The organism is Blautia sp. MSJ-36, from assembly GCF_018917985.1.
GTDB lineage: Bacteria > Bacillota > Clostridia > Lachnospirales > Lachnospiraceae > Blautia_A.
In genome coordinates this window covers 50202-64846 of record NZ_JAHLPQ010000008.1, presented here as the reverse complement: position 1 = coordinate 64846, position 14645 = coordinate 50202, and the positions used below count along the sequence as shown (strand labels likewise).

Annotated in this window: 8 protein-coding genes; all 8 read left to right on the top strand. The window is 43.2% G+C overall.

Annotation, left to right across the window (positions count from 1 at the left end; translation table 11 throughout):
* The first annotated feature begins 22 nt into the window (after positions 1-22).
* The 8 genes from KQI39_RS07960 to KQI39_RS07925 all read left to right on the top strand — a co-directional run bounded on the left by KQI39_RS07960 (position 23) and on the right by KQI39_RS07925 (position 14564).
* Positions 23-529 carry a shikimate kinase gene (locus KQI39_RS07960; RefSeq protein WP_021975985.1) on the top strand — a complete coding sequence of 169 codons (507 nt, stop codon included), beginning with the start codon at positions 23-25 and terminating at the stop codon, positions 527-529.
* A gap of 129 nt (positions 530-658) precedes the next feature.
* Positions 659-1951 (top strand): UDP-N-acetylglucosamine 1-carboxyvinyltransferase, encoded by a 1293-nt coding sequence (locus tag KQI39_RS07955; RefSeq protein WP_216417683.1) that lies wholly within the window; start codon positions 659-661, stop codon positions 1949-1951.
* A gap of 864 nt (positions 1952-2815) precedes the next feature.
* Positions 2816-3817: a helix-turn-helix domain-containing protein gene (locus KQI39_RS07950; protein WP_216417680.1), complete on the top strand. Its 1002-nt coding sequence runs from the start codon at positions 2816-2818 to the stop codon at positions 3815-3817.
* Between the two features lie 363 nt (positions 3818-4180).
* On the top strand, positions 4181-9301 hold the full coding sequence (locus KQI39_RS07945; RefSeq protein WP_216417678.1) for a SpaA isopeptide-forming pilin-related protein: 5121 nt from the start codon (positions 4181-4183) through the stop codon (positions 9299-9301).
* 69 nt (positions 9302-9370) lie between these two features.
* Positions 9371-11083 carry a SpaA isopeptide-forming pilin-related protein gene (locus tag KQI39_RS07940; protein ID WP_216417676.1) on the top strand — a complete coding sequence of 571 codons (1713 nt, stop codon included), beginning with the start codon at positions 9371-9373 and terminating at the stop codon, positions 11081-11083.
* 135 nt (positions 11084-11218) lie between these two features.
* Positions 11219-12079 (top strand): class C sortase, encoded by an 861-nt coding sequence (locus KQI39_RS07935; protein ID WP_253293114.1) that lies wholly within the window; start codon positions 11219-11221, stop codon positions 12077-12079.
* Positions 12080-12082: 3 nt separating this feature from the next.
* The gene (locus KQI39_RS07930; protein WP_173723269.1) at positions 12083-12991 is read left to right on the top strand and encodes a class C sortase; all 909 of its coding nucleotides are present in this window, start codon (positions 12083-12085) and stop codon (positions 12989-12991) included.
* Entirely contained in the window at positions 12975-14564 is a 1590-nt protein-coding gene (locus KQI39_RS07925) for a pilin N-terminal domain-containing protein (RefSeq protein ID WP_216417672.1), read from the top strand. Before KQI39_RS07930 ends, KQI39_RS07925 begins: the two co-directional genes overlap by 17 nt.
* Positions 14565-14645 lie beyond the last annotated feature (81 nt).

Here is a 14645-nt window from a genome sequence, read left to right as displayed (position 1 = left end):
TGTTAAAATGAAAGGACACAGTATGAATAATATTACACTGATAGGGATGCCTGGTGCGGGAAAAAGCAGCATCGGTGTTGTACTTGCGAAAGTGCTTGGTTACCAGTTTATTGACTCAGACCTGCTGATCCAGAAGGAAGAAAAGAGAACTTTAAGTGAGATCATTGAGCAGGATGGAATTGACGGATTCAAGGCGGTGGAGAATCGTGTGAATGCGTCTATCCAGGTTGAGAATACGGTCATTGCCACAGGTGGCAGTGTCGTGTATTGTGATGAGGCAATGCAGCATCTGAAATCAGAAGGAGTTGTGGTATATCTGAAGATTTCTCTGAAGCTGCTGTCCAAGCGTCTTGGCAATCTGAAAGACCGTGGAGTTGTTCTGAAAGAAGGGCAGACACTGGAGAGTCTTTATGAGGAACGGACAGTGCTGTATGAGAAATATGCGGATATTATTGTAGACGAAGAAGACAAAGATCTGGAGGGAAGCCTTCAGATCGTGCTTGATGCACTGAAACGGGGAGAGAAATAGTTTACAAATCCGAAATATGTGTTATAATATACAACTGACCTAAAAAACGGTGTTGCGGAACGTATGTTTCCGTCGTAAATTCAGAGAAAGTTTCTTGCTCATAGAGGAGTAAAATAATAGAGGTGTGTTATGGAACAGTATGTGATTAAAGGCGGCAATCCTCTGGTTGGAGAAGTGGATATTGCAGGTGCGAAGAATGCTGCTCTTGCAATATTATCAGCAGCCATTATGACTGATGAAACAATATTAATCGAGAATCTGCCAGATGTAAGGGACATCAATGTTCTGCTTGAGGCTATTTCAGAGATAGGTGCTCAGGTTGAGCGTGTCGATAAATCTACTGTAAAGATCAACGGTTCTACCATCGGCAATCTCAGTGTTGATTATGAATATATCAAGAAGATCCGTGCTTCTTATTATCTTCTTGGTGCTTTGCTTGGCAAGTACAAGCATGCGGAAGTTCCGCTTCCTGGCGGATGCAATATCGGCAGCAGACCGATCGATCAGCATCTGAAGGGATTCCGTGCTCTTGGTGCGGAGGTTGATATCCGTCATGGTGCTATTGTTGCCAAGGCTGAGAATCTTCATGGCAGCCACATTTTCCTGGATGTGGTTTCTGTTGGTGCTACGATTAATATTATGATGGCTGCTTCTATGGCGGCTGGTCGTACGATCATTGAGAATGCTGCAAGGGAGCCGCATGTTGTTGATGTGGCGAACTTCCTGAACAGCATGGGTGCGAATATCAAGGGTGCCGGTACGGATGTGATCCGTATCCGTGGTGTTGAGAAGCTTCATCGTACGGAGTATTCGATCATTCCGGATCAGATCGAGGCTGGTACGTTTATGTTTGCGGCAGCTGCTACGGGTGGTGATGTTACGGTCCGTAATGTTATTCCGAAGCATCTGGAGGCTACGACTGCGAAGCTTGAGGAGATCGGCTGCGAGGTTGAGGAGTTTGATGACGCGGTTCGTGTCCGTGCACCGCATACATTGCACCGCACGCATGTGAAGACGCTTCCTTATCCTGGTTATCCCACGGATATGCAGCCGCAGATCGCGGTTACGCTGGCGCTGGCTAAGGGTACGAGTATTGTTACAGAGAGTATTTTTGAGAACCGTTTTAAGTATGCGGATGAGCTTTCCAGAATGGGAGCGAACATCAAGGTGGAGGGGAACTCTGCTATTATTGATGGTGTGAAGAAGCTTACGGGTGCGCGTGTGAGTGCGCCGGATCTTCGTGCGGGTGCTGCGCTTGTGATCGCGGGGCTTGCTGCTGAGGGGATCACGGTTGTTGATGATATTGTTTATATTCAGCGTGGATATGAGAACTTTGAAGAGAAGCTGAGGAGTCTTGGAGCGGAGATCGAGAGGGTTTCCAGTGAGAAGGAGATTCAGAAGTTTCGGCTTCGGGTTGGGTGAGACTTTATAGAGAGTTCCTGGGTTGTGGCCTGGGGGCTCTTTTTTTTTCGGATGGCGCGGACGGCGGGGGCGGCTGGATGTACGGGCGGGATGCGGTCGTTTCGCCGAGTCATACTAAGCGTCTGGTCTGCCTGCCGATAAGGGCGCCCCATAACTCGCCATGTACGCTGATGCGTACCTGGCTCAGACAGATGGGGCTTGCTCTGCGGCTGGTGGCCGCAGAGCACCTTCTCGTCAGACAGCCCAGGCGCTAAGTATGACTTGCGGCTTACTCCGACGCATCCTGCCCGTACATCCAGCCGCCCCCGCCTGTGCGTTCATGCCGGAAAAGAAAAGGAGCTGGGTGTGTAGTTGTGGTTGTGTGGGGGTGTTGTAGGGTGGTCTGACGGAAGGGGGTGGGCCATCAGCGCTGCGCTGGATGGCTGAGTTTGTGCCTGTCTGACGGGAGGTTGTGAGCATCAGCGCTGCGCTGGATGCTTGGAGGTGGAAAGGCTGAGTTTGTGTTTGTCTGACGGAAGGCTGTGAGCCGAAACGCTGCACTGTCGGCCTGAAGGTGTGAGCCGAAACGCTGTGCTGTCAGCCTGAAGGTGTGAGCCGAAACGCTGCGCTGTCAGCCTGAAGGTGTGAGCCGAAACGCTGCACTGTCGGCCTGGAATTCCGAAAAGTTTTCGGAGGCACACAGTTTATCCATTTGGCTGGGAAAATAACATTTTTTTTTGGCAATTTTTTGGAAAATATTTGAATTTATTTTCTGGGAAGTTTGGATTATAATTTATCTATATAGATGAAGATTATTTGAATTCCGGGTGCGCTGAAGCCGGGCCTGAAATTTTTTTCTGACATGATCACGGGAGATGATAAGGTATGAGTGAGTACACAGTATTACCGCTTTTAAATTCTGCTTTTGAGCCTGGTAAGGCTTTGGAGGCGGTTGAGAGGATCGGGGATGTTGATTTCAGGTGTATTGCGCGGGCGGAGCTTTTTTATTTTACGGGGAGTGCCCGGGAGTGTAGTGAGATGGTGGAGGCTTATCTTTCGGATGAGAGGCTGGAGCTTCGGCTTTCAGCTTGTATGCTTTATGGGTATGCGAATCTTAGTCTTGGAAATGCGCGGGCTGCGAGGCGGGCGCTGGAGGGGATCCAGGAGTGTTTGCGCAGGGCTTTGAGGGAGGATGCGCCGAAAGAGGTGATGGCTTCCTGTGTGTTTGCGGGGTATGTTGGAGCGGTTTTGCTTCATTTGCCTACGGAGGGGATTCCTTCTTTGTGGGAGTTTAGCGGGTTGCTGCCGGAGGGGCTTCGGCTGTTTGCTATTTATGTGATGGCGCATCAGGCTTATTTGAATGGTGAGATCTGGAGTGCTTACGGGATGGGGCGTGCGGCGTTGCTTATGGCTTCTAAGGTTTATCCTATCAGTATGACGTATATGCGTTGTATGATGGCGATGTGCATGATGAACCGGAAGCATAAGGCGGAGGCGCAGGTGGAATTGCAGCAGGCCTGGGAGCTGGCTAAGATGGATAATTTCCTGGAACCTTTTATTGAGCATCATGGACTTTTGCGGGGGTTGATCGAGGCTTGTATCCGTAAGAGTGATCCGGATGCCTACAGGCGGATCACGGAGGGGGGTTTGTCTTTCAGCCGTGGGTGGATGGCGATTCATAACCCGGAAACGGAGCGGAAGGTGACGAATGAGTTGTCTACGATGGAGTTTTCCATTGCGATGCTGGCCAGTGGTGGCTGGACGAATAAGGAGATCGCGGAGCATATTGGGATATCGGTGAATACGGTGAAACATTACCTTACGGATATCTTTTGTAAGCTGAATGTTAAGAAGAGGGATGAACTGAAGAAATATATGCTGAAATAGGGGCCTGGGGCACTTTTTTGAAGACAAATGGGCCTTATCAAACAAGTGTCTGTAAGGTATAATAAATTATACGAATAATCAGATATTACAAGAATATTAACTGAAATGAAAGGAAAACAGAAACAGAAGGAGGTTCAACAAACAATCTTATACATATTCTGAAAATGTCAAAAGAGATGTTAATAATGACATTGGTATTGACTCTTTAATGGAAGAAAGATAGAATGTGGACAAGGTATAACTTATTTATTCACCGATCAGAGAACATGAAGCTTTTTTTTAAAGAAAGGAATATATACAGAAGTTCAGTAATAAGAATTATAGGACACGTTAATGCACCACACATAGGAAAGCGGGAAGGTTATGAAGAGATTGAGGAGAGACAAGATCAGAAAAATCCTGGCATTTATGGTGGCTTTGGCGTTGATGGTATCTTGTGTGCCAAGTGCGTACACGATCTCCGCGAGTGAGACATTTGGAGATGGAACGGAGGATTTTACAGATGGTGAATCTGTCTCCGGATCAGCGGCCGAAGAAGCGACACCGGATGTAAGCAGCGCAGACCAGGGAGAACAGGCGCAGCAACAATCTACGCTTACATATGAAAACGATTCTGTGAAAGTAACAGCAGAAGCGCAGGAAGAGGGAGCTCTTCCACAGAATACAACATTAAGAGCTGAAAGTGTGAATGAGAATTCTTCCGTTTCTTATGATACGGTATCTCAGAAACTTGCGAAAGCAGCAGAAGATAAGGGCAGCAGCCTGAAGGGTTTTGTTGCGTATGATGTGTATTTTGCAGATGCCGACGGAAACAGAGTTGAGCCGAATGGCAGAGTTAATGTTACGATCGAGTACAAGACACCGGCAGCACCGGAACTTACCGATGCAGCCAGCACGAGCGTAACGGCAGAGAAGCTTCATTATAACAGCAACACAGGTGAAACAGAGGTTACTACCTTACAGCCGAATGAAGAATTAAAGGTTCTGAATGTGAATGAGAGCAAACAGCTTCAGACTCTTCAGGTGCAGACTTCCAATGCAGCAGTTTTTGCAGTGATGTGGGATGCTCCGGAAGTTCAGGATGCTGAGGATGAGATTTCTGTTGAGACTGAGGAGCCTGCAGCGGATGGAGATTTCACAGATGGTGACGGAACTTCCGATCCGGAAGTGACACCGACCGAGACACCGGCAGCAGATCCTACTGTTACGGAAGCTCCGGTTGAGCCTACAATTACAGAAACACCGGCAGTTGAGCCCACTGTTACAGAAGCTCCGGCAGATGATCTTACAGATCCGGATGACGGAAATACAGATGCGACAATCACACCGGAACCGGCAGCACAGCCGGTGATCGTGGAAGTGATTGGAGAAGATGTTAACCTTCGGGTAAGCCCATCCACAGAAGCAGAAGTAGTAGAAACCATACCGACAGGAACAAGACTTACCGTTCTGGAAACGGTTACCGCAGAAGATGGAACAACCTGGTACAAGGTTTCCTATGAAGATGTGGAAGGCTACATAAGAAGTGACATGGCGCAGGTGGTTGATGACAGTGAGCAGGAACCTGCGAAGGATGGAACAGATACAGTCACTTATACGAAGGAATTAGATAATGTAATTGTGACTGCAACGGCTGATAAAGAGGTAATTCCTGAAAATGCAGAGTTTATTGTAGAACCAATCAATAGGGAAAATGAGCAGTATTCAAATGTGGCTCAGCAGCTGGAAGAGAAAGCAGAAGGAGAAGAATATTCTGTTGCAGGTTTCCTGGCATATGATATTTATTTTCAGGACAGTGATGGAAATAAGATTCATCCGGATAATGGAAAAGTTAAAGTTTCCATGGCATATCAGGATTCGTCAGTTCCAGAGGAAGTAAAAGAAGCAACTGCCGAAACTCTTAGTCTTGAGAGTGAAAGCAATGCAGCTCAGGAAAATACGAATTCGGAACAGAAATCTCTTTCCATTTCTGTTATGCATCTAGTGGAAGATGAAAATGGAAATATAAACGTAGTTGATATGACAGAAGATGGTTCCGCCAATGTAGAGGCAAATGCTGATGGTGAGATTCAGAAAGCAGAGTTTGAAACGGAGAGCTTTTCAGTATTTACCATTACATGGAAAAGAACAGGGCTTGGATCTTTTGATTTTACTAAAGATATATATATGGTAAAATCTAGCAACAATGGCTATACTGGATTAACAGCAACTGTATCAACTGGAAATCTGACGCTGGAAACGGAAGATACAAACCCGGTATTGTATCTGGATACGATAACATCGACAGGAATTAATAAGGTATTATACAGAGTCACTGAAAACGGAAACACGTATCGATTCCAAGGTGCGTACATTGCAACAAAGAGTGGTAGCACATACAAAAAGGTCAGTGAAGAAAAAATATCTGTACTGACAGGCCGTTTGGAAAATAACCAACAGGTAATGAAGTATAAAGATAAAAATGATACAAAATATAAAAACCTGGCAAGCGGTCAGTATGTGATTTTTGTATATGCTAATGACACACTTACAAACAAAGCGCTATTATATGCTGAAGATGGAACTGCGTTAAGAACAACAAGTAATAATAATTCCGCAAATGTTGCCCTTAATGATATCGGAAGCACGGTTCTGGATGTACAGAAAAATACAACAAATAATCTAGTTCCGAAAAACGCATATACATGGAATAGAAATACGATAACAGCTACATATACATATAAGTATGCTGTTGTAGGTACAGGCGCTGAATCTACAGAAATTAAGTATCTTAGAAAAGGCGAAGTAGAAGGGTTACAATACAGCGAAGATGGTGAGTCCTGGAATGATGTAGGAAGCCAGACAATCAAATTTGTGTATGGAATCAGCAGTGGTGATTATAAATCAATAGAAACGGCTAATACACGTGGCCTGATTGATATTGATCTGTATAATTATCAAAATAAGATGACATATGATTCTAATATGTCTTATACTTATTACTTCAATCGGCCGAACTGGGAATGGGGATACAAAACTCAGAATGGATATAAGTTTGGCCAGGATGCTGGTTGGACCGGAAGTTCGAGCGTTACACAGGGGCTTGTAAGCAGTGAGCTGGTAAATGGTTTCCCAGTTTTAAACAGCAATGGTCAGACGTATAAATCACTGGATGGCCTTTTTTCCAATAAGAGTGGAACGTCTGCAAAAACAGTTGCAGAAGGGCTGAATCATCTGTTTCAGTATGATTCTGCTACAGGCTTATATAGTTATGATAGCGATACAAATTATGCATATTATAATATCGCGTCAAGTAACTCGGAAAAAAACTTTATTGTTTATGATAAGAAAGATTATCATGGAAGTACTGGTAGTCATAAAACCGGAGCATTCATGCCGTTTTCATCATTAACTGATAATACAGCTTCTAATAAGTATGCATTTGGTATGAAGGTATCTTTTGATTTTATGCAGCCTAAAAACGGGCAGATAAATGGAAAAGATATGATTTTCAGTTTCTCCGGTGACGATGATGTATGGGTATTTGTAGACAATAAACTGGTATTGGATCTGGGTGGTGTACATGATATGGCATCCGGAACTATTAACTTTAGAACTGGAGAAGTTAAAGTTAATGATACTGTGAATACTTCTTTACAGAATATATTTGGAAAGTTATTCTCAGATTATTCCAGCCATACCTTGAAATTCTTCTATCTGGAACGAGGCGAAGGTGAATCAAACTGTTCTTTAAAATTCAATCTTCCACCGGTGCCAACGAATTCTATTGAGGTTGCAAAGGCACTTGGTAACTCAGATAAGGAAAAGTACACCAGTACAGATTTTAAATTTAAAGCATATCTGCAGGATGAAGATGATACAACTGGTAAACAGTTTAATGCAATTCCAACAGGGACTACTTTTAAAGTAAAGAAAAATGGTGTATTGACAGGTGAAACAAGAGTCGTTGGAGAACACAATATATTTTCACTGAAAGCTGGAGAATCAGCAGTATTTGAGGGAATATCCTCAGGACTTCTGTTTTATGCAGAAGAAGTTGGAATTGAATCGGATCAGTTTGATGTTGTAGATGTTAATGACTGGAAGGTAATATATTACGATAAAGATGGTAATGAAATTACAAATACGTCTGGTAAGGTTCCGGAAGGACAAAATTATATAGCAAGAAGTGAAACAAAGACAGCAGGTGATTCTGTGAAGGTTATCTTCAGCAATAATTGTTCCGGAAAGAACTTAAGAAAGCTTCAGATAACAAAGAAGATGACGGAAGGTCAGACTACGACAGATACCTTTAGATTTAAGGTTTATTTATCCGGACAGGATGGAAAACTGATTCCGTACGATGGCTCATATGTTATAAAACGAGCAAATGGAAGCGAGACATCAGGAGTTGCCACATCAGAGGGAGTTATATCTGACGTGGGAGTGAATGACACCATTGTTATTGATCAGATTCTATCAGGAACGGAGTTTAAGGTAGAAGAGTATCAGGTGGATCCAGAAAAATATGCAACTCCAACTAAAAAGGTTACAGGATGTAAGACAGAAGAACTTAGTAACAGTGATTCCGATGGTAAATTGGAGCTTGAAAAAGATGCATTGGTTACAGTAACTAATAATCTAAAAACGAAATTTACAGTAATTAAAAACTGGTCAGGAGATTCAGAGGAAACGACCCATGATAGCGTTTATGTTGGTCTTTATAAAACGGATGGAACTCCTGCTAGAAGGGATCTGTATGCAGAACTTAATGAAAGTAATGGATTCACATACACGTTTAATGGTGTAAGTAAAGAATATACTGCTTATGAGTTAAGAGAAGCGGGAACAGATGAAACTCCAGAATATACGATTAATAATGTTGGTTATGTAAAAATTGAGAACGATGGTTACTCAAAAGTAAACACTATTTATTTGGAAAAAACCAAAGCAACCAATTATAAAGTAACATATAGTGAAAAAACAGAATCAACGGAAAATAATATCGTATCACAAAGTATTACAAATACGAAAATAGAAACTCAGGTAAGTATAGTGAAAATCAAAAAAGGAGATGCGTCTACAACATTAAAGGATGCGGAATTTTCACTTTATCTGGCAGGAGAAAATGGAAACTATACAGAGGATGATCTGGTTCAGAGTGGTATTAAGACAGATAATTCTGGAAAGAAAACAATTACAAATTTGACACCAGGGACTTATGTATTAGTTGAAACCAAGGCTCCAACAGGTTATTTGTTATCAGAAAAAACATGGAAGATAGCAGTAGCCCTGGATGGAACAGTTACAGTTACTTATGACGGGAAACCGGTAAATCAGGCAGAAGGAAATTATCTGATTGAAAACTCAGAGGTTTACACCTTACCAAGTGCCGGTGGCCCGGGAATCTATGGATTTACAATCAGTGGTGTAGCGATTCTTGCAACTGCACTCCTGTTGTTTATAAATAATAAACGAAGGGAGGAAGAAGCAAAGAGGTCGTAACTCATTAATTGTAAATGCAACACGAGGAGATTGAAAAAGAAAAAGAGGAATAAAGAAAGGAGCAAAGATATGAAGAATTTATTTAAGAAAGTCAGTGCAATACTGATGGCAGCAATCATGGTATTTGCGATGGCTGCATCTGTATTTGCAGAATCAGGAACGATGGCAACAACTCATCCTTCAGAGAATGATAAAGCGACTCTTACTATTACCGGAATCGCAACTGACGACAGCCCAACGGTAACACTGTATAAAATTGCAAAAGGTAAGTATAGTGAGAAAGGTTTCACAGGTTACGAAACTGTAACAGGTGTTAATCTTGCAGATCTGGAGAATCCTACAGAAGCAAGTGTCAATACCATCGCTAAGGCAATTCTTGATGGTGATATTACACCTATGGAAGTAATTGCTGATGGAACAATAAGCGATGGAACTTATAAAAAAGAAGTCACAGGTGCAGGTGCATATATTGCAATTATCACAGGTGCAACAAGCACTGTTTATAATCCGATTCTTCTTGGTGTTTCCTATGATAAAGACAGTATTATTACAACAGGAACAGTTGATGCAACAGATGTTTATGCTTCCAGTGCAGTAGCTAAAAGCACAAAGCCACATATCGACAAGACAATCACAGGTGGAACAACTACAGATGGAGAAAAGGCTACTGTTTCTGTAGGTGATGTTGTTGACTATAATATCGCTGTAACAGCTCCGAGTTATCCATCTAACGCAACAAACAAGACATTCTTCGTTGCAGATACAATGTCTTCTGGACTTACCTTTGATTTTGCAAGCCTTGAAGTTAAAACAGATGCAGATGATGTTACAGTAACAAGAACTGATGACAAAGACAATGGTATTGCTATTTTCAAAATTGGTGACACTGTTATTGCAAGAGCTAAAGTAGATGGAAACGGATTTAACCTTTCCTTTATGTATGACAACCTTATCCAAAATAAAGAGACAGGTGCTCTTTATAATGTAAGCGTAGAGTACAGCGCTCTGGTAAATGACCTTGCAGTTGTCGGAACAGCAGGAAATAAAAATGATGCAAAACTTTACTATGCAAACAACCCATTTGGTGGAAGCACACATGATACGCCTGATAGCAAACCAGATAACGCAGAAGGTGTAACATCCAATGGCAGCGACAAGACAGTTTACACATATCAGATCGCATTAAAGAAAGTTGCAGCAGAGGATGAAGAGAAAGTTCTCAGCGGAGCAGTATTTGGTATTTATTCTGACAAGAAGTGCGAAAACCTGGTAGATGAGATCACAACTAATGAGAATGGTTTTGCAGTATCTACAGCGGTTGCAAAGGGTACTTACTATGTAAAAGAGTTAAAAGCACCTACAGGTTATACTCTGAGTGAACAGATAATTCCAGTTGATGCACAGTGGACAACTGCTACAACAACTGTTGATGGAACAGTAACACGTACAACTTATACAACAGAGGCAAATGAGAGTGTTGACGGAAAACAGGTTGGATGGATCAAAGATGGTAAATTCTATAAGGAAAAAGTTACCGATTCAAAGCCAGCTTATGTATTAGCTACTAGTGAAACATCTTCTACAAGCGTAACGAATGTTGTAGAGAATGGTGCAGGCACAGTTCCGACACTTGTTAAAACTCCGGTTAAAGATACCAAGCTTGGCACTCTTCCATCCACAGGTGGAATGGGAACATACCTCTTCACTATCATCGGTGTTGTAGTTATGGCTGGTGCTGCTGGCGCATTCTTCATGAGCCGCAGAAGAGGATCTGAGGAGTAATCCTTTACAGATCGATTGGTCGAGTTTTTTCGAAATATTTATAAACAACAGAACCAAAGTAATTATGAAGTAAATCAGTTACCGCCCGGCCTCTTCGGAGGCCGGGACTGGTAATACAACAGTATGGAGAAACCTATGAGAAAGAATAAAAAGAAAAATTATATTGGACTTGGGTTGCTGTTTCTGATAGGATTGTCCATACTGCTGTATCCAATGGTCAGCGATGCCTGGAATAAACACAGGGATAATCTTCTGATCAGTGATTATAGCAGCAGTGTTTCTTCGGAGGATAATTCGGAGAAGATTGACAGCATGTGGAAGGCAGCAGAGAAATATAACGAGCAGATCAAACAGGAAAGTGTACCGGATGCTTTTTCCGTAAGGGATGGAGAGACGGACAGTACATATGAATCTCTTTTGAATCTGAATGGTGATGGAATGATGGGATATGTGGAGATTCCTGTGATCGATGTAAAGATCCCGATCTATCATTACACAACAGATGAGACATTGGAGAAGGGTGCGGGACATTTGTTCGGCAGCAGTCTTCCGGTTGGCGGAGAAAGTACACACGCGATTCTTTCCGCGCACAGAGGGCTTCCCAGCGCGAAGCTTTTTACAGATCTGAACCTTGTGGAAAAGGGAGATGTTTTTTATCTGCATATCCTGGATAAGACGCTTGCTTATGAAGTGGATCAGATTCAGACGGTTCTTCCGGAGGAGACCGATTCGCTGGCAATCACAGAAGGTAAGGATTATGTGACACTGGTTACGTGTACCCCATATGCGGTAAACACGCACAGAATCCTTGTAAGAGGACACAGAACAACTGTAAAAGCTGCGAAAGAAGCGCAGAAGACAGAGAAGAAAGCTACCGGAGTTTCCAATCCGACACTTCCGATGCTGATCCTTTGTGTTGTGATCGGCCTTGCGATCGCGGCTGTGCTTGTAACAGTTGTCAATTTTGTTCAGAACAAAAAACGACGCAGGAAATAATTTATGGCTAAAAAGAAAAAAAAGAAAAAGAGCAATGTCGTCCTGAATGTTTTTATTGCAGTAGCTTTTTTGGCAGGGGCAGGAATTTTTCTTTATCCTACGATCAGTGATATGTGGAATCAGTACAGAAACGCGCAGCTGATCAGCGATTATGATCAGGCAGTCACAGGACTTTCTGATGATAATTATGAGAAGCTCTGGAAAGAAGCAGAAGAGTACAATGCGGAGCATACCGTAAATGCGATTGTAGATGCTTTTGACGATGAGGAGGATTATGAACCGACCCATCCTTATGATGAGGTTCTGGATCCGAATGGCGATGGATTGATGGGAAGTATTGAGATTCCGAAGATCCAGGCGAAGCTGGCAATCTATCATGGACTAAGTAAAAATGTTCTGGAAAAAGGTGTGGGCCATGTGGAAGGTACGAGTCTTCCGATCGGAGGAGAGAGCACACATGCCGTGCTGGCAGCACACCGAGGACTTCCCAATGCAAAGCTTTTTACAGATCTTGACCAGATGGAGATCGGAGATATTTTTATCCTGCACATTCTGGGAAAGAATCTGGCATATAAAGTAGATCAGATCAAAACGGTTCTTCCGGAAGAGACCAGCGAGCTGGATATCGTGGAGGGCGAGGATCTGGTGACTCTTGTAACCTGTACTCCTTACGGAGTAAATACACACAGACTTCTTGTGCGGGGAAGCCGTACAGAGTATGTGGAGGAAGAAGAAAGTAATGAGACAATTCCGCAGAAGCTTGCAAAAACAGATCCGAAGAAGGTTCTGGCTGCGGGAGGCATCGTGCTTGTTATCTTGATACTGCTGGTTTATCTGATCGTCCGCCGCAGTGGAAAGAAGCGGGTATCAGGAGAAAAAGAGGAGGCGGAAAAAAGTGGAAAAGAGAACTAAGCGGAAAAATTTTTTAAGCAGCTTTCTGGCAATCCTGGTAATGGCTGTGATGCTGATCGGCAGTATGGCGCAGGCAGTTCTGGCAGATGATTATGTAGCCGGGAAGACCGGAAATATCAATCTGACGATCCAGGAGACCGGAGAGGACGGAACCGTGAAACCGATTCCCAACGTGAACCTGACCCTTTATAAAGTGGGTAGTGTGACGTTTGACGGGAATGTGCATTTTGTGGTTGACAGCGCACTGCAGTTTACGGGAATTGATTTTGAAAATCTGAAAACAGCAGATGAGTGGTATAAAACAGCGGATACGCTTTCTGCGGCAGTGAAGAAGGCCGGACTTAGCGGAAGCGAGATGCAGTCAGACGCAAACGGAAAGATCGTCTACAGCAACATGGCTGAGGGTGTATATCTGATCGTACAGAGCAACCCGGATGACCCGACCGTATCGGTTTCTCCGATGGTCCTGACCGTTCCTTTTGTGGAAGAGGGTACGGGCTGGACTTATGATGTGCAGGCTTATCCCAAGGCTGTAACCCGTGATGGTGATAAGGAAACAAAGATCCAGGTTACAAAACGACTGTACTATATTAATCAGGATACTTTCGATGTTATCGAAATGGAAGCAGATGATGCAACCTATAAAGTTGGTCTTTTCCTGGATGATAAGGGAACAATCCCGTTCAGAAGTGACTACATGAAAGATATCCGCCTTGTAAAAGCAAGCAGCGGAACGGCTACCTGGGCAAATGTACCAGATGGAAAATATTATGTATTTGAGCTGGACGAGAATGGCGATCCGATGACTATTAATGATTCGATCATTATAGATGAAGGAAAGTCCTATTACTATGATGTAACTGATTCCAATGAAAATGCGACCAATGAGGCAGAGATCAGCCAGAATGGTTCTACAGAATCGGTATCATATGTAAATAACTATTATTCTTTCATTCCGACTGGATTTGCGTTGAAAGGACATATTACGATCAATAAGAAGGTTCTTGTTGACGGACAGAAGACAACGGTACCGGATACTTTCTATGCAGCTGTATTTGAGACAGGAGCAGATGACTCTCTGAATCTTGTTGAGGGTACGATCAGAGAACTGAATCAGAACGGTTCTGTCGATATAGAGGTTTCTTTCCCGGAGAATACAGAACCTGAGTCAGTTACCTATACAGTTATGGAGACTGATAAGGATGGAAATCCGGTTGATCATGATTCTTTCGCATATGAGATCGACGGTGAAGGTGATATCATTCTGAACGAAAGTGAGAGTTATGAAAACTCCATGGATATCACTAACAGTAAGAATACAACACCGGAGCCGACGGTAACGAATACACCGGTACCGAGCGGACAGCCAACAGTAACACCTTCTGAGAGAACAAGTACACCAGTACCTGGAGGTTCTACATCAACCAATAATGATGGAGGCGGAACAACAGGACGTACTTCTGTAAAGACCGGCGATAATACACCGATCGGTGTATGGGTTGGCATCCTTGCAGCAGCGATCGTAGTTGGCGGTGCAGCAGGTTTTGCAGTAAAAAGAAAAAAGAAAAAATAATAAAATGAATCATTGTAAAGAATGATCATCAGAAAGGCCAGACAGAGATGTCTGGTCTTTCGCTGGATATGGAGAACCGTT